Source organism: Thalassospira sp. MBR-102 (assembly GCF_040549275.1).
Taxonomy (GTDB): domain Bacteria; phylum Pseudomonadota; class Alphaproteobacteria; order Rhodospirillales; family Thalassospiraceae; genus Thalassospira; species Thalassospira xiamenensis.
In genome coordinates this window covers 17,292-39,380 of the sequence record NZ_JBEPTC010000012.1, presented here as the reverse complement: position 1 = coordinate 39,380, position 22,089 = coordinate 17,292, and the positions used below count along the sequence as shown (strand labels likewise).

The 22,089-nt window shown below is 49.5% G+C and carries 14 protein-coding genes; all 14 read right to left on the bottom strand.

Annotation, left to right across the window (positions count from 1 at the left end):
* Position 1: 1 nt before the first annotated feature.
* Positions 2 to 781, bottom strand: coding sequence for an HNH endonuclease family protein (locus ABIE64_RS17915; RefSeq protein ID WP_354378162.1), 780 nt, complete (start codon positions 779 to 781; stop codon positions 2 to 4).
* Entirely contained in the window at positions 778 to 2,409 is a 1,632-nt protein-coding gene (locus tag ABIE64_RS17910) for an AAA family ATPase (protein WP_354378161.1), read from the bottom strand. Before ABIE64_RS17910 ends, ABIE64_RS17915 begins: the two co-directional genes overlap by 4 nt.
* Positions 2,409 to 4,157 (bottom strand): restriction endonuclease subunit S, encoded by a 1,749-nt coding sequence (locus ABIE64_RS17905; protein ID WP_354378160.1) that lies wholly within the window; start codon positions 4,155 to 4,157, stop codon positions 2,409 to 2,411. The genes ABIE64_RS17910 and ABIE64_RS17905 overlap by 1 nt, the downstream gene beginning before the upstream one ends.
* Entirely contained in the window at positions 4,154 to 6,898 is a 2,745-nt protein-coding gene (locus tag ABIE64_RS17900; protein ID WP_354378159.1) for a type I restriction endonuclease subunit R, read from the bottom strand. Before ABIE64_RS17900 ends, ABIE64_RS17905 begins: the two co-directional genes overlap by 4 nt.
* Positions 6,899 to 6,907: 9 nt before the next feature.
* Positions 6,908 to 7,930, bottom strand: a complete 1,023-nt coding sequence (locus ABIE64_RS17895) for a restriction endonuclease (protein ID WP_354378158.1) — start codon at positions 7,928 to 7,930, stop codon at positions 6,908 to 6,910.
* A gap of 592 nt (positions 7,931 to 8,522) precedes the next feature.
* The gene (locus tag ABIE64_RS17890) at positions 8,523 to 9,113 is read right to left on the bottom strand and encodes a DNA-binding protein (protein WP_354378157.1); all 591 of its coding nucleotides are present in this window, start codon (positions 9,111 to 9,113) and stop codon (positions 8,523 to 8,525) included.
* Between the two features lie 93 nt (positions 9,114 to 9,206).
* Positions 9,207 to 10,388 carry a Wadjet anti-phage system protein JetD domain-containing protein gene (locus ABIE64_RS17885; RefSeq protein ID WP_354378156.1) on the bottom strand — a complete coding sequence of 394 codons (1,182 nt, stop codon included), beginning with the start codon at positions 10,386 to 10,388 and terminating at the stop codon, positions 9,207 to 9,209.
* Positions 10,385 to 13,873 carry an SbcC/MukB-like Walker B domain-containing protein gene (locus ABIE64_RS17880; RefSeq protein WP_354378155.1) on the bottom strand — a complete coding sequence of 1,163 codons (3,489 nt, stop codon included), beginning with the start codon at positions 13,871 to 13,873 and terminating at the stop codon, positions 10,385 to 10,387. The genes ABIE64_RS17885 and ABIE64_RS17880 overlap by 4 nt, the downstream gene beginning before the upstream one ends.
* Positions 13,870 to 14,565, bottom strand: coding sequence for a DUF4194 domain-containing protein (locus ABIE64_RS17875; protein ID WP_354378154.1), 696 nt, complete (start codon positions 14,563 to 14,565; stop codon positions 13,870 to 13,872). The genes ABIE64_RS17880 and ABIE64_RS17875 overlap by 4 nt, the downstream gene beginning before the upstream one ends.
* The gene (locus tag ABIE64_RS17870; RefSeq protein WP_354378153.1) at positions 14,562 to 16,094 is read right to left on the bottom strand and encodes a Wadjet anti-phage system protein JetA family protein; all 1,533 of its coding nucleotides are present in this window, start codon (positions 16,092 to 16,094) and stop codon (positions 14,562 to 14,564) included. The genes ABIE64_RS17875 and ABIE64_RS17870 overlap by 4 nt, the downstream gene beginning before the upstream one ends.
* Positions 16,095 to 16,498: 404 nt before the next feature.
* Positions 16,499 to 18,364: a TniQ family protein gene (locus ABIE64_RS17865; RefSeq protein ID WP_354378152.1), complete on the bottom strand. Its 1,866-nt coding sequence runs from the start codon at positions 18,362 to 18,364 to the stop codon at positions 16,499 to 16,501.
* 5 nt (positions 18,365 to 18,369) lie between these two features.
* Positions 18,370 to 19,380, bottom strand: a complete 1,011-nt coding sequence (locus ABIE64_RS17860) for a TniB family NTP-binding protein (protein WP_354378151.1) — start codon at positions 19,378 to 19,380, stop codon at positions 18,370 to 18,372.
* Positions 19,377 to 21,380 carry a TnsB C-terminal domain-containing protein gene (locus ABIE64_RS17855; protein ID WP_354378150.1) on the bottom strand — a complete coding sequence of 668 codons (2,004 nt, stop codon included), beginning with the start codon at positions 21,378 to 21,380 and terminating at the stop codon, positions 19,377 to 19,379. The genes ABIE64_RS17860 and ABIE64_RS17855 overlap by 4 nt, the downstream gene beginning before the upstream one ends.
* Entirely contained in the window at positions 21,380 to 22,027 is a 648-nt protein-coding gene (locus ABIE64_RS17850) for a TnsA endonuclease N-terminal domain-containing protein (protein WP_354378149.1), read from the bottom strand. Before ABIE64_RS17850 ends, ABIE64_RS17855 begins: the two co-directional genes overlap by 1 nt.
* Between the last annotated feature and the right edge of the window lie 62 nt (positions 22,028 to 22,089).

Here is a 22,089-nt window from a genome sequence, read left to right as displayed (position 1 = left end):
CCTATGCTGTCGCCAAGATGTCCTCGACGAATGGCTTGCTTTTATAAGTTTGAAGAATGCGTTTAGAAAAAGTGCAAAGTTCGGTGTCCGGGGTCAGTCGGCGCTTAAGGTCTCGAACCGCCGCCGAATAAATTTTTTTCGCGTTCATGTCCCCTTGAACATGGCGTTTCAGATATTTTTCGGCTTCTGACACTTTTTCTTGTATCTCGATTGAAACGCATCGCCTGGCTTCTTCTAGGTCTGAGTGGTTTAGGTGATAGGCCTCGATAGAATCTAGCGCTCTCCGACGATCTGGATCTGCTTCTTCTTTACTTCTCGGAACCGCACGGCCGTCGCTCAAAAAATCAATTGCACCTGGATCTGCTGCATCGCATGGATCCAATAAAACCGGGTCCTCCTGATCGACTTCGTCCTGACATGTAGCCCGTTCGCATCCCTCAAAAAGCGGGAAGTCTTTACCTTTTCCAGCTACCTCACCGGTTTTTGGGTCAGTCCTTCTGCTGTTACAAAACGTGCACGCAAATCGAAAATTGTCGAACCTATATGCGGCCCATTTATACTTCGACTTCGGACGATAGTGATCTACGGCTCCATCCGACCTCGATTGCTTCATCTCACAATAAAAACATTTGTTATGTGAAGCCTCCTTCAGCACCGGCTTACATAACGCCCAAACCTCGCCGTGATCCTTGATTTTGTCTTCGCCGTCGGCCTTAGCTTTAGCAACTGCTTCATCAAACCCGGCTGGAGGCCGTTTGTAAGCAAGATCGATAAATCTCATTCGGCCCCCTCCACATCGATTTCCTCTAATGCTTTACGAACTAGGCGACGCGCCTCGTCGGGATCAAGCTCAAAATCACTATCGGATGTTTCTGTATTCGCATCCTTTGCCTCAGCAGCACGCGCCCTCAAGTACCCGCTATAGACCGGATCACGCATTTGATGTCGAAAGCCCAATACCTCGAGAGTGGATGTAATATTTTCGAGTTCAGCTTTTTCATCTTCGGAAAGTTTATCTTTGACTGACAGGCCCCTCTGTTTCTCGAGCAGATCTTGCGTGGTTGTGTCTACTGCTGCGTTAAGGCCGAACAAGTCGCTTGTTATTACGCCTGCATATCCCATTCCGATGGGATCAAGAGCTGGTTCTCCAGCGCTAATGCTCATTGTTTCTTCGTCACGCTGCAAAATTTGGACTTGTTGCTTTTTCAGCTCCGCAACCGCAATCGGATTGTGTGTCGCCAAAAGGACATGACTTGATTGGCTGCTATCCTGCTCGTCTTGGAGGAAATCTCTGATGTGCTGGATATACTCGACGCTCCAGCGAGGGTTGAGATGAGTGTCCGGTTCATCCAGGAGAAAGAGACTTTCCTCGGCCGAGGTAAACTGGAGGAGACCCAGAACTGTCAATAGTTGCTGCTCCCCTTCACTCAGTTCGCGGAACGTGACGGAACCATCATTCTTTTTAAGCTTAACCCTGATGCGCACTTCTTCAATCAGGTCTGAAACATGTGTACTTTCAAGATCTCGGAAAAACTCAGCTGATGTTTTGTCTCTCGCGAGCTCGCGTAGGGCACCGATGTCTTTGGCGAAAAGATAAAGATACTCTACCATTCGAGAACGTCGAACATCATACGTTTCACGCCGTTTGATACGGATTGGAGCAAGCGAGATTTCGTAGAGCTTGGCGAGAAAATCGCGGACAATACCTCTGGAGTTCCAAAAACGTTTATCTCCACCCGACGCATTCTTATTGTACCAATAGGGCTGCTTCAGCACGAAAAGAACTGATTCAATACCACCCTCTTCAAGGCCAAGTTGCTCCTGCAAGAACCGATCTGTTTTTGCCTTGTTGTTCACAATGAACGACAGCAGTACGAAATTGCTGTGCACGGGCTCAGCGAAGAACATCCGCTTTAACCCCGGATCTTTATTTGCAATTAGTTTGTCGTCATAGTTCTTCAGGTAGGCGCGAAAGACATCTTTCATCCTATCGCTTTCTCCTGAATAGTATCCAAAAAGGAAGCGAGGCAGATGCTCTGAGTTTTCCCCCTTCAATCTCGTGGCAGTTACCTGTTCGCCCTCCAGGTCTTCAAATGACGCATCCACTGGATAGGGCTCAGGTTGATCACTCTTTTTGATGGTTTTGGCGCGGTAAACATCCTTTCGCGTGGGGTCCGCATCGATGAAAACCCAGCGATCTTCAATTTCATAAGCAATACGATACTTCAGAGATGGCAAACGTTCTGCCATCAAAAGGTCTCGAAAGATAATTGTCAGAGCTTCGAGCACATTGGATTTCCCGGTGCCATTACGCCCAATGAGCACGGTAATCAGATGATCTTGTGAGAAATCTATCGTCAGGTTTTTAAGGTTTTTGTATTCACCCAGCCAGAGCCAATCAATACGCATCAGCCCACCTCGACTTTCGCACGACGCAACCAGTCCTCGTCGCCGCGTCTCTCCACTTCAATCAAGCCGCGTTCCAAATAGTCCTTAAGCTGACGATAGAATACCTCGACTTCATCAGAGGTAGCTCCATCCGCAACCTTCAACTCCATGGCGGCCTTGGATGCCGCGACCCAGCCCTTGTGCTTTTCGAGAACTTTGATGAGATCAGTCAAAGTCGGCCTCCTTGCTGCAGCTTTTCTCACTGGATTGGATTTGCGGGTCCGCTTTGCGGTCCTTTCGTTCTCTGCCTTCTCAACCTTGATACGCTCTAGAAGCATCTTTGCATTCTCATCCTCAGGGTCTTGAGAGACAAGTTCACCGGCGAAGGCCTTTTTAAGGATGGATTGACGCAACGCATCAGCGCGCTTGAGACCTGCATCAATCTCTCCCTCTAGCACTTTGACCCCATCGAGCTGGGCGTCTAGGAGGCGCACAATCTCGATTTGTTCGGCGAATGTGCATATGGGGACTTCAAGCTGCTGCAATTCTTTTGCGTTAATATTATTTACGCCACTTGTCGATTTCGCATTACTTTCTATCTGAGCTCTTACTCTTGGCTCCATCATCACATAAACAAGATACTCTGGCATGAGAGAACCTTGTATTGAGCGAAGGCGGATCAAATACCCTGCAAAGACGAACTGTGTGTCAACTGACCGAACCAATGCAGGCTTTCCGACCAATGAAATACTTCCATTAGAGCGAATAGTCAGAACATCGCCCTCAATCAATCGGTATTGATCAATTTCCGATTCATCAAAATTGGCAGATTTGAGATCGTCAGCATCGATAACACCAGCAGCAATATTAGGGATACGAAGAACCCCTGTTTCGCCTCCATTGTAGTCGCTTTTCTTGGACGTTCCGTACGCCGGCTCATCTATCAGCAAGCCGAGCGGCAACTCAGTCCAGCCTGGTGCACCAGTACTTTTTTCTTCAGCAGAGATTTCCTTTGGTTTCTTAGGCTTAGGCGGTTTTTTACCTATCTCACCATTGATTCTCCAATCTGAAACTGCCTTTTCCCAAACTTCCAGAGCCGCTTGGTAGCGAAACTTCCGCTCGAACCGGATGCGAGCAAGTAGGGTTTCAGTATCTTCCAGCTTGTCCGCATTTTTTGTGCGCCAATCCGCTGTAAGGCGACCTTCGAAGGCAGCTTTTAAAAGAGACTGACGGTACAAGACGAGCGATGCTCTCGCCGCATTCAGGCACTCGACACCCTTGTCGACTTCATCAAACAGCGCCTCAATTTTCTTTACTATGCGACGTTGTTCTTTGAGGGGAGGAACAAGAATAGGAATGGCCACCAAAGCAGATTTGGTAAGCTTGAGCCGAGTTGTCCCCGTGACATGTTCCTCATATCGGATGAAATTTAGATAGTGGCAGAGATAGCGGTTATCCCCGAGTGCACGCACAATATGCGCGTGGTTATTGACCCAAAACTTACCGTCAACCAAGTATGCTTTCGGCTTGATCCGGTCGAGGAAGGGGGCTCCGTCTTCACCAATCAGAACATGTTGACCTTCGAACAAATATCCATCGATTACATCGACCTGACCGGTAGCGCCATAGTACGGGAAGAGTTCATCAGAGCTTTTACCCTCAATTCGCTGTTTACGCTCCTGCGAATTGATTGGAATGCGCTTAAAGTCGAGTATCTCGCAAATATCGTCTAAAGGGGCTTCAGCCCATCCGCGCGGTATATCTGTCATGCTGACAACGCCTCATTCATCTCGCTCATGACGTCGTCCATTCTATCGCCAAACAGTGAGTACATCTGGCCTAGCCCCCCTTTTCCATTAAAGGGAGCCATGTCCAAATCGTCGCGCTCAATCGTAAAAGATGTCGCGAGATGGTCGCGGATCATACGTAGCCATTCCATTTGTTGTTCAGTAAACTTCTCCCCCGCGCCAGAGTGGCGTTTTAATATCCAATTCTGGAAATTCCGACGCACCCTCTCAGAATGCCGGGTCAGTGTATCATCCAGCCCAGTCACTCTGCGGATTAATGCGACCAAAGCAGTCAAGTCACCAGCCGGATTGTCGCCCTTGTAATCATCAAGATGGGCGTAAGCACGCCAGACAGTCAGTGGGGCTAAGCGCGGGCGATCCTCCGACAGTTTCCTCAGCACTTCTTTGATCATTGCGTACGTCACTTCTGAGCGGCGCGCAGGTGTATTGAAATAGATGGAAATGGCCTCAATCTCATCGCGGTTTTCGATCAGATACGCTTCGAACTCTTGTGCGATCTGTTTTGCATTTTCGTCAGCATCACCAGCCCAGCCCGCGTTCAAGAGTTCATCCAGATTCTCATGGTCTATCGTTTGCTCGTTATCCCTGCGAACCGTATCCATTAGGTTGATGAGCGGACCGGTAAAAATGTTGGCAGCCTGTTTGACACGCTCATCACGCGCAACCTGCATCGCCGCATCATCGGGCTCTGAATGGCCCGCGGCCTTCGCGTCGGCTTCTACTTTGTCAGGATCAATGGCATCGAAAAGATCACGCACAATCGCGGTTAAGGATGTACCAGCTTCGGCTGCGATCTTTTTCTGATCATCGTCGCTCAATTTATTATTGAGTCTGGCGAGACGCGCAGCGAGGGAGCTGACCGTTTCCTCCGAGCGATCCCCCAACATCAAACCCATCGCGAGATCCCTGAATGGAACGGAGGGTTTGGTATCGAGCGGTTGACTTGCCGTCTTGAGTGACTTCGTCACACCTACAGCATCAACAATTACGTAGTGAGTTTTGGCTTGTGCAGAAGGAGAGACCTTTTTCAGATCATCGGGTTTAAGAACGCGGGTGCCACGTCCTTTCATTTGCTCGAAATAGTTCTTCGATTTCACGTCCCGCATGAAAATCAAACATTCCAAAGGCTTCACGTCCGTACCTGTTGCGATCATGTCCACAGTCACAGCAATACGTGGGTAATAGTCGTTTCGGAATGCGGATAGCGATGATTTTGGGTTCTTTGCACCATTGGTGATCTTGCGGCAGAAGTCATTTCCTTCACCAAACTCTTGGCGTACCGTTTGGATGATGTCATCAGCGTGGCTATCGGTCTTTGCAAAGATCAGTGTTTTTGGCAGTTCCTTCCTGCCCGGGAAAATTTCTGGCCAACTATTGTGGAAGGTTCGAATTACGGTGCGGATTTGGTCAGGGTTGACGACAGATCTGTCAAGCTGAGTAGCGGAATAGGCCTGATCCTCGTCCTGCGTTTCCCATCGCTTAGCCCTTGTTTCACGTTCACGTTTTTCGACCAACTGCTCAGCTTTTAGTGTCTCGCCCCCCTTGGTGATCTTTGTCTCGATCAGATAGATCTCGTTCCCAACATTTACTTTGTCTGCGACGGCTTTTTCATGGGTGTATTCACTGACAACGTTCTTTTGGAAGAAACCATAGGTGCGGTTATCTGGCGTTGCCGTAAGGCCAACGATATATGCATCGAAGTACTCAATGACCTGTCGCCACAGGTTATAAATAGACCGATGGCATTCATCAATAACAACGACGTCAAAGTACTCGGGAGGTAGCTTGGCGTTATACACAACCGGCAACGGCTCTTTGCGGCGCCACTTTTGCTCGGCCGGATTTTCATCTTCCGCATCTTCGCTCAGCTCCTCGCCCTTTAGTGTGGCGTACATCCGTTGGATTGTGGAAATCACGATTTGGCTGTCATTCGAGATCGATGGAGATGTTAGACGCTGAACGTTGTAGAGCTCTGTGAACTTCCGATTGTCGTCATTCGGAATGAAACCCATGAACTCCTGTTCTGCCTGCTCCCCAAGGTTTGTCGTATCAACGAGGAACAAGATACGACGGGCTCCTGCGTGCTTCAAAAGCCGGTAGACTTGGGTGATCGCAGCAAAGGTCTTACCTGACCCTGTCGCCATTTGGACGAGCGCACGAGGCTTGTCAGCCTTTAGGGATTTCTCAAGATTTGTAATCGCAATGATCTGGCAATCGCGCAATCCATCGTGATTGAGCTCAGGCAGTGCAGCTATGCCAGATCGCAAACTCAGTGGCGCCTGAACCCAAGATTTAAGGGTTGAGGGCCGATGAAATGTAAAGACCTCACGCGAACGGGGGTTAGGGTCTAGTCCGTTGGTAAACCGTGTTATCTGGCCTGTTGCTTCATAAAGGAATGGCAACGGTTTTGCGTTCGTCACCCATTTCAGCTTCGCGTTGGCATAACCTTCCGATTGTTCTTCTACAGATGTCAGGCGAACGCCCCAACTCTCCGGCTTTGCCTCAACCACTCCGACGGCTTGCCTGTCGATAAATAGCACGTAGTCCGCAGGCCCAACGTCAGTGTCGTACTCCCGAACTGCGACTCCTAGTCCTGCATTGAAATCAATGGATTTTTTGTCTTGAACAGCCCAGCCGGAAGCAACCAACATACGATCAATGTTGTCGCGCGCCTTCTGTTCTGGGGATTGGTTCCTATCCATTCTTAAAGCCTATTCGTCGCCCACCAGCGCCCAAACCTGCTGCATGGGAAGCTCGGCCTGAAGTTCTTTTGGAAGCTTTGTATAGACGTCTTGAATTTCGCGCACGAACTCTTCTGCATTCCAAAGACGAATGTTAAAGAAGTCCCGTCGGGCCTCCTCTTCCACAGTTCCTTTGAAACCGCCCCACGAGACAAACAAGCCATGCTCTGCACCAAACTTCTGCATAACGCCTTTTAACTCGTCATAGTCCTTAGACCCAATGGCAGCATCGGTCGATTTCACTTGGACGCAAAGGCGCGGGTCATCAAACCCCATCGGCCCCCGCCCAGCTAAAATATCTGCCCCGCCATCAGCACCTTTTCTTTTGTTCACGCGGACTTCAAAGCCTTGAGCCCTCAGCACTTCAGCAACGAGCTCTTCCATTCGGTGACCTTTAAACTTGCGCCCGATAAAATCACTGATTTGCTGCCGAGCAATTTGCGCAAGATCGAGAGCGTCCTCGTCTGATGTTGAAGTACCGTTATCGTCAGCGAATGGATTTGAATACGATAATTCTTTGCCTGAGAGGACAGCCTTAATTCGTTCTTCCGCATTATTTTTCATGACGCGGAAGACTGTAAGAGCCGAACCAAAAGAATAGAGGATATTTTGCTCAAAAGCGCTGCGGGGAATGGGCTCGCCAATCCAATCTATGCGTCGACTGTGCCGCGCGTCCTCAGGGTTTTCAGCGATGTATTCGTAATCACCTGCTACTTTCCCAAAAGCAATTGCAGGCCGTGTTTTTAGCGGCAGGGCAAAAATATCGCCAATTTCGAAAGACTTAACAAAGTTGAACACCTGACCTGCGTGATTCCGAGCGGTGCCAAGTTTCAGGTCTGGATAGGTTTGCTCAACACGTTCGAGAACCTCTTCTCTTGACGAGATCTTCGAGAGATCACCAAGCTCGCCCCAACCAATGAATGCGCGACCTTCCTCAAGTGCAAGGTTTTCGCGCTCACCGTACCTTCCTGCTCGCGCCACCCAAACAGTCATTCTATAGCCCCTTCGGAACTACGCATCGAGCTTCGATGTAGATCCGTGTTTCAACCTAAAATCGCCTGAATCACCACGATCCACCCAAGAAGCTAGGCCCAAGGAGGGTCACCGCAAAAACTAACGAATGAGCGGTTATCTCTTTAGCTTTGAGATTTCTAGACATCTCTTTGATTTTCGAAATATATTAGGTCGTGGTGCACCCTGAACTATAACCATTTTGAAAATACCGAAAAATCAGGCTACAGGCTAGTCGCGAACCAGCGATAACTAATTAAACTTTAAAAAGAACTTTACACCCCTTCTTCGGCAAACAGTTCAAACACGACAGCGGCCCCTGAAGTTATTGCTGATCTCCGAAACAAGTGTTGTAGCCCTCCATCAACCTCTGGCCCTGTAACTGACCTTACGCCTAGCTCTTTTTGGCTACCAGGCCCTAGGCGAAAACATGAATCGCCTTCAACTTCTCGATCCCATCCAAGGAACCTGCCTGCGAATGCGCACGCCTACCGGAATAGTGGTTGCGCCTAGACTTCCTCTATGCACAAGGTCACATATTGATTCATGATTTCCTGTAGAATAAATAAGTTATTTAATTTTTCTTTTCTTCGGCACGCAAACGAAGAGATGTAACATCCGCATGGGCCTGAATAAGATCGTTCGTGAGCCGCCTAACATCCGCCCTTAGCGCTTCCATAAACAGATCACGTTTTGCCAGTTCAGATTTTAGTTCGCGCGCAACTGCCTCTGCGGCTTCACGTTTGCGGCGCTCGCTGTGATAGAGGTCGCTTGCCTGGATCTTCTCATTCGATAGAGGTGAATCTGCAGTACTTTTGCTGTCCTCCATCGGGAGAGCTTTGAGAAGATCTGTCACCTGGTTTCCGATATCGTTTTTTGCTTTGCATGCTTCATAAGCAATAGTGTGTTTAAGTACGTCAATCAGGGCCTCAACCAGATGACTTGCTGCCTTCTGAGCAACCCGGTCCGGAGATTGATCAGTTAAACCTGAATTTTCATTCGACGACTTACCGCAAAGCTCATGGATCACATCCTGAATGCGCTGGTGAGACCCTCCGCCAAGATGCGCACGGACCCGACTGACGTTCACAGTTTCCCCATTTTCAAGCATCGCCTGAACTTGCGCCTGAATCATGCCCTTTGTGTAATGCGCGATACGTGCCATCTGCTCTATCTTAATAGCCATAAATAATTTATATTAATTTAAAATAAGTTATTTTTATTGATTTGGCAAGACCGAGAATCACACGCTTCTTATCTAATTGGATGGCAACGCTACTGGGTCCAGTTGCTCTTGCTCAACCGGTAGAGCTCCTGATTTTAGCGCACAATAAGATTCATAGACGTCTGAATTGACCGGAAGGTCAAACGGCGCAGTGCGCATTTCATCCGCAGCGCGATTCACGGGCTGATCGATGCGCATCTGATGACTGCGGAGCTGTCCGCCAGCCAATTGATCGAGAAAATGAAATATCCTCAGGCCGTCAAAATCAATATCACCCCAATGGTAGAGTTGGTTCGATGGAATAAGGGTGCAGATCTGCTTGAATAGAGCCTGTGTTGCGCGTGATGGAAAGCCACCGGTATAGAGAACAAGGTCAGCCTGTGACGGATTACATTCTTCGCAATAGCGGACAAAGGAGACGTAATTTTCGATGGTAAGCAGGGCGCGGGGTCGGGTGACATATTCGATTGTCCCGATCTGTTGCGGCGGGACTCCCAAAAAGGACCATCCGGTATCACGCAACTGCCGCACCGGACCTGATATCAGGATCGGTTGCGGGATTTTTTCCAACCCCAGTGAAGACAGATGATCTACCGGCGCGTGGCTCTCATCTGCACAGCAAGCCGGATCAATTTGGCGTGCAATTGAAATGACGGCTGTAAGATTTCCTTCCAGTGCCTTGGAATTTCCGCATACACGCCGAGAGAAGGTGCGGAAATCAAGATCAGGGTGCGTGTTCAGGCGTCGGGAGCGTTCGACTATCCCGTGGGCCAACTGAATGGGACAGATCAACTCTTCCCAGTTTTCCGCGCTATAGCGCCCCCATTGCTTCGCGCGCTGCCACTTTTCCAGCAGTTCATCGCGCAATTGTGAAGGAAGCTGGATGGTTCCCAGAGATCGAGTCAATTGGGAAATCGCGTCCGCGCTTTGCCTTGTCGCCGGGGTACGGCTTAGAAACTCATAGAGCACATCCGGATTTGTTAATTTGGCCGCCTCAATGATGTTGCGCCGTCGGCCTTGGCCAAATCTCAGTGAAATTGCTCCGTAGTCGGCAGCAGTCTTGAGCTGCTTCTCGAAAAGCTCTACAGAATGCGCGTGCACAAACCCCTCGACGTCCGGATAAACAAACAGACGCGTGCTGGCGGGATTTGCTTCATGTCGATCGAGAAGGCTTTCAAGCGCCTCTCGGGCATTCGTGAATCGTATCTTGCTCACTGAGCAGCACTTTGCTTGTCGTCAAGTCGCTTCTTTAAGTCGGCATCAGACAGATTTGCTGGATTGATCTCACGCATTGCTTGACGGGTCCGTTCTTTGATCACGTTGGTTGTTGTGTGCGATTCATTGCCATAACGTCCGACCAGAACCGTTGCATCAACGACTTCTTCCATTTGAGCACGTTTTTCGCGCGGTGTGGCGGTCAGGACTTGCAGCCCGATGTTCTGGAAAAGCTGCATAATTGCTTGCAGGTTGGCGGCATCTAGATTGGCAAAGGCTTCATCAAATAATGCCAGCCCAAAGCCCGATTGCGGTTGAGAAGGGTTTATGCGACCACCATGGTACAGAGATGCAAGCGAGGCACCAATTGTGATGTAAAACGGCGCCATGATTTCGCCACCCGATCCGGTACCACTCCGGAAACTGTAGCTGGTTTCGCGCTTGGTATGTTGATCAACCATTTTCAACTCAAAGACGAAGTAATTCCGGTAATCCTCAAAATCAGAAAAGTCATAAGCCGGGTTCTGCAAAAGTCCCTCTACTTTTGCTAGTGCATCGCGATGCGGATGATCATCCGGGACAGCCGCACCGAATAAGGGGAGCTCGTCTAGTCGAAGATCTTCATGATCTGCTTGGGCAAGCACCAGAATGTCTCTGAAGTCGTCTTTCAGGATCTTGTGCAAGCTGTAATGCTCATTGGTCAAACAATGGGCTGTCAGATTGAGATTAATTTCTTTGATTTCGGTATCGAGAATATCCACGCGCTCACGAAGCTCTGACAAGAAATGCTCTCGAAACATACGGGTGGCCTGTTCCGCAGCTTCTCTGGTTTCTTCCTGATATTCGATCAAATGGTCACTCTCGATGAAGCTGATGGTGCTTTTCACCCAAGGGGCAATCGCTGTTTGCACCAGATCACCATGTAGAAATTGATTTGTTTCGCCGAACCCCAGGAAATAGCTGCGCATCTCATTGTGGATTTGCCCGGCAAGTTCTTGTGATTGTTTCCAAATGTTATCGTGTGTTTCTTGGCTTTGTTCGGCAATCTTCCGTAACCCGCTTCTGATAGTCCCCGGCTTTTTTGTATTGGTTTCATATTCCGCTCGGAGAGCCGCCCGACCTTTGAAGGCAATCGCCAATTCGGACTTGAGCGCGCCATAGGTTTTCTTTCGTGAGGCGATTTTACCGCTCTCGTCGTGCGAAACAGCTCCATTGAGAGTGGTTTGCGCCCCCTTTATGAGGGTTGCGCATTCGGTCACTCGTTTTTTTGCTGCATCCCGGTCTGCGTCAATTTCGGTCAGGTTTGTGATACATGTCGATTTACGCTCTTGTAGATCCCGATCCATCTCCGAAGAGAGCATGGCGAGTTTCTGATCAATCTCCGCAATCCGCTCGTCAAAACTGTCCATTTTTCCAACTAGATTTTCGAGGGTTTCCTCACCTTTCGCAGCTTCAATTACGTCGGACAGTATCTTACAGAAGGTTTCATAACGGCTCTTATCTTCGTGTGCCTCATTTGCTGCAGCCCTGGCGGTTTCTACTTTGCTGGTCAGAAATTGGAGGTGCAGCGCTGCTGCGCCCGCGCCCAACCGTCGATCATTGACTGACCGGCTCGTCACTGCGATGCCATCATCATATGTGCCATCGCGCATGATTGCCCGGCCGGGTTTGCCAAGATCAGAAAGTTGGTTGGCCTGGAGAATTGAACCCAAGCGAAATATGACAAATGCAACGGCCTGAGGCTCTGATGAAGCCAATGCATTTGCAAGTGTTCCCGGGGTGGTTGATGTCGACATTTTTTGCAGTTTGTCGGTGCGGGCAATCCGGCATCGTGAGAAAGCGCGACGATCTCTACGCAAGATTTCAATTGCGTCCCTAACCTGCTCAGGGGCAACGAACAACGCTTCGCGATCCGGGCCGAGCATGGCCTCAGAAGCGTCGCGCCATTCTTCCTCAACAACTTCGACAAGCTCACAAAGCCGTTTGGGCTTCATCCCTGAAGCTTCAAGCTTGTTTATCAATGCAGCCACATTTGGTGAGACCGGAACGGATCCGCCTTTGGTCGATCTCACGTCCTGTTCCAGGCTCGCAAGAAGCTTCGAGGCGGTCGATAGTTCGCCGCAGACCTCATCATATCGAACTTTGAAGGAATCCAGAGCAGTTGACAGCTCTGTGGTTGCTGTTCGTAGCAAATGGTCAATGCGTCCAGCATTCACAGGCCAATCTGGCTGGGTGCAGCGGGTCATCTCGTCATTCAGGGCGACGAGCAGAGATAACGCCTGATCAAATCCATGAAACTCCTGACGGTGTTCCTGAGTGATCAGGTGTTTGATGGGAAGCAGTGTCGCGCGTTTTGTTGTGATTTGGTTGCGCGTGAGTTGGCGCTGAAAATCGAGGTTTTTTTGCCGATACTTTTGTTGATCGCGCTTTTGCTCGATCCCTTCAGCGCGGATCAAACTTTCGATCTCTTCTTTTTCGGCCTCAAGGCTAACTTTTCGCTCTTCGATACGTTCCAGCTCCGCCGTAAGCTCTTCGGTGGTCTGCACCCATTTCCTGATATCGGCACGTATTTCGCGAACTTCTATGCCAGTTATCAAAAATCGCGCACGTGCGACCACATATTTTTCGATATCAAGCTGTTCAAGAACATCTCGATGTTCATGGATGCGCTGTTCTATTGCTTTCAGGCGTTCCAGTTTTTTTGCCAAAGTCTCGGAAACATCCTTGGCTTTGTAATAGGTTTGGATAGATGTCCGGACCGCGGCGATATCAATCGGGTTGGGTTCCAGCAAAAAATGTCTGACGAAAGCGTCGGCCGATGCCATTCGCTCGAAAGCCAGCCCGCGGACCAGAGTTTTGAGCAGACGGCGCGGTTCAATCCGTTGGCCTGCTGGGGTCAGATGATGAAGGTATTCGGAAATGTAATCTTCAGCCCGTGACGTGGAGCCAAAAAACATCGGCGCAACGGTTAGAGCCTCGGTTTTGACCTTGATACGGTCCTCAAATGCCATCCAGTCCAGAACAGACGCCATGTTGCTGTCACCGGCAGCATCGAACTCAAGGAAGTCGTCACAACTCAATGCCACGCCGGGAATAACAAATCGCGCAATTGGCCTAACCCACTTCTCGCTCTCCGGGGATACGTCATATTGGAGTCCGATCGAGATGGGCGCGCGCTGTGTATGTGCGTCCCGAAAAACCAGAGCAATATAGGTTCGGCTTTCATCTCGTTTCCAGAATGTCTCCGATAGTCGGCCGCGGCAATAATCGGCAATTGTGCGCTTTGTTTTGCCGCTCTGGGTCGATGCGCGGTTGAGGTCAAACAACTCCGTTTTCCCACCTGCCATCACAATCTGGATTGCATCCATGATGGTCGATTTCCCGGTACGATTTCCACCCAGTATGGCTGTGTTGTTCGACAAGGTGATATGTTCGCGATCAAACAGGTGCCAGTTGATGCACAGAATGTCTGTAAGGTTCATCATTGCGAGATCTCCTGCGCATCGGTTTCACCCTCGCCAACAGACATAACTTCAGGATCGTATGTTGGTTTCTGTTCCTCGGCACTTTCACGCGAATTGGCATATTGCTGAAGCTTCTCCAAAGCAGCTTGACCGGTCAAATGTGTCAGAACAGGGCGGATCAGGACTTCATAGTCTTCTAGCTCGCTGATGTAGTCGCCCAGTTTGATCACATAACGCTTGGCCAGATCCTGTAACGCGTCTTCAAAGCGTTTTGGTTGGAGTTTTGCCGTACCATTCTGATCAACGATATCTTCGTAACGTTCCATACATTCATTAAAGGTCGTACAGACAACACCTCGTTCATCGAACTCGCCCGATTCCATTTTCTCGTGATGCAAAACGGCCAACACCAGCAGGGCGATCGTTGTGTGCAGTGGCAATTTTGGCCAACTGATCCCCTCGGCATTATCACAGTCTGGAAAAATGGCGACCCATTGCTGCACGCTGTTTATCTGAAGATGACACCCTGCAATATCAAAGAATTTGTCCAACAGTCCTTTGTGACGAGGATCCGTCAGGGATTGATAGGCCAAATGAGATCCGTGATCTCCGAGCCAGACAATCTGATGACGCCACAATGTGTTGATTGCTTGCCGTACTTCCGCAAAGCGCTTTTCGTCACGGTGCTCTAGCTCTGAAAAATCTGTAATCACCCCGCCGTCCTCTCGATTGTGAGGCTAGGTCTCGCATAATCTTCGATGGCGTCGTCTAGACGATGAATGCGGAAGTTACCGCATTTCAACCATGCGTTATCGACCTCATCACGTGTCAGTTGCTCTTTTGAGTATTGGAAAGACTTGTTAAGGCGACTGAGAAGAACCTCGTCAGCTTTGACAACCCAAGCCGCTTGCATTGCTGTAAATGCAAAATAGTCATCAATTGATGTGATTGGCAGATAGCAGGCCTCGGTCGAGCCAAATGGTGGCACATGCCTTTGTAGATAACGGAGTACAGCGGAAGGCGGGATGTTGATTTGCCGGTCATACTGGTTTTCAAGCACCATTTTGAGCCGAAGCAATGGCTCTGGTTCAGAAACTTTTACCGAGACATTTTTGATTTTATTTCTGTGCGAAGAGGGCGCACGCAGTAATTCTGGCGAGGCCATTTGAATTCGAGGCAATACCAAGCCCGGCAATATGTCTGGTCCGTCAGATTGGTCAAGGCGACAGATCAGATCCAGAGCCTGTCGGGCGAAGCTGCTGTGAGATGTTGCTGCGTAGCTGACGAGATTGTTCAGTTTCCGCTCGAGCCGTCGCCGTGACTTGCTGATTTCGTGAAGGGCTGTGTCAATGTCATTAAACGTCTCGCTAATCTGGTTCAAATCGTCATGGACGCGATAAAGCGCCGCATCGAGGTCCAATGCGATTTCGTGTTCTTCGTAAGCTTGCCCAAGACGCCGTAGGCTCTGTTCGTCACGCTTTAATGCACTAATATGGTCTAGAATCTCCCGCCTATGACGATAGGGATGAGATCGAGCTGACATCAGCTGGCGAAAATCACCCAGCAACAATCCACGGACAAACTGCTCCATCAGTGCACGGATGCGTCCATTTCTGCTGGATTCACTCAAGATAGAACGTTCAAGTTCGGTAAGTGTAGCGAGGATTGCCCTCAAACCTCTGGCAAAGGTGCGGCAATTCTGAGCTGCTTTTTCTAAACCAGGTGCGTTCTCGCTCTGATTTTCGCGGCATGCAAGCAGCGCATTGCGGATTTCAACAATTAGGCCACCAATACGGACAGTATTGCGCTGCTCAATCTCTATGAGGCGCTCCGCCAACAATATAGCTCCGTAAGGCATCTCCGCGACGATACGAATCCCGAACGCAGTTTCATTCAACCAACCGCAATTGACCAGTCTCGCATAGACATGATTGGCGCGCAGCAGTAGTTGCGAAGTTGCGTCCTTTTTGTCACTGACTTGATTTCCTTGGCGGCGACGCATACGCCGTTTGCCCGTAATGATATCGTCGAAGGACAGATAACTCTCTTCGTCCGACCAAATTTCGGGATTGCGGCGAAGCGTTTCAATGATCTGGTTCCGCAAGTCATTTCTAGTGGGAAACTGCGAAAGATTGGCAAAATTGATGAGATAAATATCTCGAATAACTGCTTCGAAGACAAATCGATTTGGACCAGAAAAAACCCCAAAAAAGTCGTCATGTAGTGAACCAAAGAGGGCCATAACGCACTTCACAATTAGATAAAAATGATCCGAATTCAAAAGTAGCGAGGAAGAAAATCACCCACCCTTTTAAAGAAACGATGCATCCCAAAGATTAAACCCAAGGTAGCTATCCTACAAACATTTGTTTATGTTCTTTAGGGTAGGATCGCTTTTCAGCATTGGAAATCACAACGAACTTAATTTGGCTAATGAATTGAATTCAAATTCTTTTTTATAAAAGAGGATATAGTAGACGCATTTTTGCCAACAAAAAACACGAAAGCCCGCGACATGCGCGGGCTTCGGAAAGAGGGCAACCACTGCTGTCGTTGCGTCACAGTCATCAGATTGGCGGCATACTGAAGAAGAGTCAATCAATTCGCGCCGGCTCCCTCCACAGCCGATCCATTAAAACTATCGTCCTATGCTGTCGCAGATCGTCTGAAGAAGTATTGACGACTTCCATCAATCGCTGGCCCGGTAACAGGGCTGGTCCCCAATTCCTGTAGCTGGGCGACCACAGTTCTTGCCGAAGTATTCTTGTTTGCTGCCAAGCAGGAAGCTGAAATATAGGTCGCCTTAAACCGCTCAATCGCATCCAATGAAACCTGTCTGCGAAGACGGCCATCTAATGGCACAGAGATTGTTTCAAGAAACCCCTTATGCACCAGATGACGTGTGGCTTCTTCATTTAGCCCAAGCATCCTTGACGCTTCGCGAATGGTAACGGCCCATTTGATCGTCCGCTTTTCATTGTAAAAAAACGCTCGGAAGTCTGCGTCATTGAAGAACAGATTTTTGAGATTGGTTACTTTTGTCGAGCGCTTCAGCGCTTTCAACTCTCCGCTTAGTATGCCCTGGATCAGGTCAACGATACAAAGCCCCTTGGCGGTACAGCGACGCACTGCTTTATCAAAATTCACAAGCTCATCTTGCGCTCCACAATAGGTCGCTTGCTTTGTCACAGATGCAATAAATTCGTCGAGATCCTGCTTCTTGAAAGCCCAGTGCTGAGAACCATCAATCTTTGGCCCCTTAACGGCTTTGACCAAGCCAGCGATCACCAGCTTCATAAATGGGTGTTTTGAAACACCTAACAGCTCTTGAGCATCATTGGTTCCCAGCAGGTTTTCTCGCGCGTTTCGGTACCGCTCGACCTCCGAGACTTCTATGACGCGAAGGCACCTGCTTTGCATCTGTCTCGTGGTTGCAGCCAAACTCCCCTCGGCGATATCACGTCTCAGGATACTTGGATGAATACCAAGGCGTCGTGCTGCTTCCGCAACCGTAATAAACGACTGATCCTGGGACCATTCCTCTGACAGTCGTTTACTGGTTGGCACGACAAACCCAGCAAACCATTTGCCTTCAATGTATTTTGCAAATTCGGCCCGGATGAGATGTAGATGCTCAACTTCCTGCTGCTTACGAAACAGATTGGTGTAGAGCGATCGAAATTCCGCCTCGAGCCCGACATGCTTTTCAACATCCTGTTCAGTGAATTGCCGCACCTCATCTAGCAGCAGGTGGAATCCGTTCGGCCAATCAGCAAGAAGCACAGAAACCCGATCAAACACCTCGCGCAACGCATCGGCAGTAAGATTGTAAAACAGTTGTCGGCCGGTTCCACGCCCTCGACCTGAAATATAAGCCGCTAGGAACATCGTGTGATTCAGAAGGTCCGTGAAACTCAACTTCTGAAATGCCGGATGCAAGGAGCAGCTTTCGTCTGCCAGCTGACCGCGGAAACGCTTCTCCAGCAACCTGCAGAAACCTACTGTTTTATCGGGTGCTGAACGCGGCCGGAACGACCTCAAATCCGCACCACAGTTACACTCCAGAAGGTTCTCACGCCCCCAACCAATACGGCGATCACATTTTCTGCAACTTTCAAGCAGATATGTCCCGTGTTTCGGGCAGGCACTTAAAAGCTTGAGATCCCACACGGCACGATGGTACGGAGCTTCGCTCAAGCATTCAGGACAATAGCGAAAGGAACGCCTTTCCTGTGCACAGATATGAACTTCATGCGCCCCCACACGAACCCACCGAGGCGCCACAACTCGGTTCTGCATATTTGAAAGCTCGCGGTCCTGGAGATTTAGCGCGCTTGCCAACTTTGCAATGTCATCACGCGGCAAATATGTGCGTGGATGAATACCAAGCTGCCTCAGCATCCAGTTTGCATTGTGATAACCATTTTCCGTCGAAACCCTGAGCAGATATCCTCGGAAGCTCTCAGCCTTTTCCGGCTTAGGACGTACCAGTAGTGACCGATCACCTGACATGTGTCTCACCTTGCTGAGAGGACTTCGTTAACGTTTTGAGAACGTGATCTCGCGCTAATCGACGGGATGCATCCCGCCACCGACATATGCCTGCTCTCGGGAAGTGGGTCGATTGCTTGCCCGTCCCAACTGTCGAGAAATGGATTGAGAACTGCTTGGTCTGGTACAAGGCGCTCTCTGAACGATTTGGCGAGATGCTGCCGGGTTATCGACGAAGCATTGCATTTGGCTGCTTCGTATGCGGCACCATGGATCAGCTTGATCAAAAGAGAAATCAGACCTTTTGTCGCAGCATGGCAGCGGACAGCTTGACCCTTCAAGTCGCTTCTGCCTCCCAGGATTTCCGCAAGCTTTCCATCAATCGCGTCAAGGATCCTAGTAAATTCTGTGCGTTCCGCATTGTCATTCCAGTCAAAAGGAGAGAGTTCTGTCTGATAGCTAAAACGACGCATAAGTTGCTCATTGGCCGATAGAACATTTCTCGAATACGGAAGCCCAACCAACGCCACCGGGATCGATGTGTTGGAAATGAGATTCTTCAGCCAGTCAGAAACATCGAGGATAACCCGCTCGCTCTTGCGATCGATAAAGTGCTGAAACTCATCAAGAATGATGAGTTTCGTGCCGCACTCACGGAGTAGCTTGCGTAGCCTTTTGGTTCTTTGCTCAAGTGTGCCCCGATCAGAAAGAAGATCGCCAAGCTTATCGAGAAGCTCGGACGCCATATTCTTCATCGTTGCCGGCACGGGAATTACGGCGCTCAGAACCGGAACCAATTTACGGTCCTGGGTTTCTACCGGCTGGTTATCGACGAGAAAAGCCTTTGCAAGCGTCGACTTCCCAACCCCTGAAGGACCATGCAGAAGCATACAAACCGGCTCTCCATAGCCCGTATAGGACTGCATGCATTCATCAAGCCGTGCCAACCCGGTTTTAAAGGAACGATGGCGGATCAGCACATCACCCATCACCTGATTGATGCCAGAAAACTTGTCTGGATTAACAGAAATGCTCATACGTCGTCCTTTCCGACAGCCTGAATACGTCTCATGCCGTCAGCAAGAAAGTCGTCATCTTCGCCTAGCTCGTCGCGATAATCTTCCTCCTCAACCGTTGGTGTAGCGTCAAATGAGATCTCATAAGAGGTGTTCGGCTCGACCACACGATCTTCATTCGAGGGTGCTTGACTGGAAGACTCACGAAAACGTCCAATCCGTGCATTGGTCGTGCGTTTTCGCTTCTTGGTCTTGGCCGTTTCCTGAATAAGGTCGTGAATGTGTTCTTTGACTTTCGCAAGTTCAGTTGGGTCGATCTTGCGCGCTCCCATTTTCCGAAGGCACTTACGGACGATCTTGTGCGGCCATAGCCCCAGTCCCTCTGCGTATTCAGGATTCAATGCCGGGACCTCGAAATAGGTATTGGTTCTTGGATCACGGACATGAATGCGGCCCATATTGGTCGGGTCAAACTTCATATCTACCTGAAAATCCTTGGTAGAGCTGTTGCGGAGCTTGGTCAGCGTTCTTGAGCTGTACCAAATGCCCTCTATGACGATTCCTTTGGGGTGAATTTTCCGAACTTCCTTGAAGCAGGAAAGAAGAACATTGAGGTCCTCATGATCGGAAATAAGACGAGGTGGAAACGTCTCCACACCTTCAGTCCATCTCTCAAGCGGTATTGCTTGCATACCCTCGTGCATCTTCCTGGCATGAATTTCCACAATCCATTTACACAAGACATGCTCAAGAAGCGCGATAGGAACGCTAGCCTCTCCAACCGCATCATTCTCAGAGCGTGCATCCTTCTTGTGAAAGGTTTTCCCCGGCGCATCACACAGCAGAGATCGGTTGATCTCACCAAAAATCCTCTCCACAACGCCTTTGGTCCATGGCGACTTCACTTTGTTATGCTGAATGGTGATACCCAGTTGGGCACACGCGATTTCCAAGTCTTTGGAATGGAATTCAGGCCCGTTATCCGTAACAAGAACCTCGGGCACACCATAACAAGGCCATGTGCCTTCAATCTCAGGGTAACGCTCGTTGACCCATTCCTTGGTTCCAATCGCATTGCGCAGTGCCATCATAACACTCGCTGAACTTGGCGCTTCGAAGCCCAGATAAAAGCCCAAAGGCATCCGTGAAAAATGGTCAATGATCAATGTGAGTGTTGGCCGCCCCAGTGGAATATCGAGTTCCTCATCGTAGGCGATGATGTCGAGAAGACTGTGGTCGATCTCAACCCGCTCAAGCGGTCGACAGGAAAACGCGCCTTTTCCCACGTGTCGTGTTTCCTTGTCGGCAATGTATTTCCCGTATCGGCCCTTTAAGTATGTGTAGGGCTCGAGTTTCTCGATTTCACGATAGAGAGTTCTAAGTGTCGGGACTACGAGTTGATCAAAAGATGGTCGATATGCATTCAGTCTTTCGATCTCGACGACAACAGCAGAATAAACATCTGTCGGCCTAGGCCTGGAAGTAACCAGAAATCGCTCATTAATAACGCTTTGAAGAATCTCAAGCACCTCAGGAGAAAATCGCCGTTGTCGATTCCCACGACGCTTCGTTTGCGGCACCAAAGCGACAGGGTCGCCGCCAGCCCGTCGGTAAAGTTTGCACCAGTTGTAGAGAGTTGCAACTGACGGCGGTTTAAGGTCGTTAAGCTGTGCTGCACCAATTTCGATGCTGGTTTTCATCAAGGCAGCGCCACTCTCTGTAACCCTCGGCTTCTCAACTAATTTTACGTAGACAAGCCTGCGGCGAAGTTCATCCCGATCTTTCTCAGGAAGGGCACTGAGGTCCTGTCGTTCAGGTATCTGCCGCTTGCGATCACCTACGATGATAGAAGCTTCACCGTTGGCCACGGAGAACGCCAACTCAGGTCTTGGGATTTTCACCAATTGGCCATCGTCTTCCGACTCAAGCTGCAGAATATCCCCTGCGAGGCAGCGACGAACAGCGTAGATGGTTTCGCCGACAGAAACCTCAGTTCCCATACCGATGCGGACAGCAACCATTACGAAGCCCTCCGCAAATAAACAGGTGTATCGTCGTTGTCGATCGGGTGATTAATATCGACGCCAAGACTGCCTTGAGAGATGAGTGCGTAGACGTGCGAGAACGGAACGCCATGCTCTTTCAGATTTTCGAACAACCCTTCAAGGGTCTGAACCCCGCTATCAAGGAGATCAATGACAACCTGCTTGCTGGCGAGACTTACGATTTCGCGCTGATACCGCAAGAGTTTGGTGATGTTTGAAAGTCGCGGTTCTTTTCGGATTTCGCGCTCAGTCATTACGAGGAAATCTATGCCTTGCGCGGCATAGTGCTCCCGGAATGCCACAAGTCTCTCTTTCAAGGGACTTGTTATGGATTGTTCGTAAGGCTTCACTTCAAAGACAGTTACGCCACTCGTCATCTGCGCGATAAAATCGGGCGTGTATTTACGCCTTTTTCCGCTCTCGAAATACGTAATAGGTTCTGGTTGCTCCCGATATGACAACACGGCCGGATCAAACTCCAACAAACGTATCATGTCGCGCTCGAGCTGGGACTCCCAGTGGACAACCCGACTGGATTTCAAGCTTGGAAAACGACCAACAACACGATGCGTTGTCCGTCGGACAACCTTCCTGCTTCTTTGTGCATGGGGGTCAAACATCATTCACAATCCACGTTATGATTCGTGGCATATTATGAATCAAATCAACTTTGCACAATCAAAAA